This window comes from Pseudomonas sp. 51_B (genome assembly GCF_017491595.1).
Taxonomy (GTDB): domain Bacteria; phylum Pseudomonadota; class Gammaproteobacteria; order Pseudomonadales; family Pseudomonadaceae; genus Aquipseudomonas; species Aquipseudomonas promysalinigenes.
In genome coordinates this window covers 1-517 of record NZ_JAFGYW010000189.1, presented here as the reverse complement: position 1 = coordinate 517, position 517 = coordinate 1, and the positions used below count along the sequence as shown (strand labels likewise).

Here is a 517-nt window from a genome sequence, read left to right as displayed (position 1 = left end):
GGCGTACGGCCTACACACCTTCGCTGGCGAACAGATTGAAGCGCCGCTGCTTGAGGGCTGTGTCGCCTGGCTCGAATGCCGCCTGCTGCCGGAGCCGCGCAATCACGAGCAATACGACCTGTTCCTTGCCGAAGTCATTGCTGCCCAGGCCGATGAGCGTGTGTTCAGCGATGGGCGCTGGCATTTCGAGGGGCATGACGGCTTGCGCACGCTGCATCACTTTGCGGGCGGGCATTTCCTGACGATTGGGGATGGGGTGGATGGCAAGACGTTGGCGGTCTGATTTACTCCCGGGAGAAGGCCTGCTGCTCGGCAGGCCTGTTTCAATGCAGTGTTTCAGTCCCCCAACGCCTCTCCCTCACGCCGAGGATCGGCACCCCCCGTCAATGTCGCTTTGCCCTGCGCATTTTTCACCCGCACGATCGCTTGGGTGCCGCTGGTCATGTCGATTTCGCTGAGCGTGTGGCCCTTGTCCTTGAGTGCCTGGATCAGCGCTGGGCTGAACTGTCCCTGTTCC

The 517-nt window shown here is 61.9% G+C and carries 1 protein-coding gene and 1 pseudogene; one reads left to right on the top strand and one right to left on the bottom strand.

Annotated features, from left to right (window positions below):
• Positions 1-283 (top strand): annotated as a pseudogene (locus J5M56_RS24320) (flavin reductase); the annotation flags it as partial.
• Between the two features lie 53 nt (positions 284-336).
• On the opposite strand, the gene J5M56_RS24315 reads toward J5M56_RS24320, so the two are convergent.
• Positions 337-517: gamma-glutamyltransferase (locus J5M56_RS24315; RefSeq protein ID WP_207937983.1), on the bottom strand; the 181-nt coding region annotated here is incomplete at its 5' end.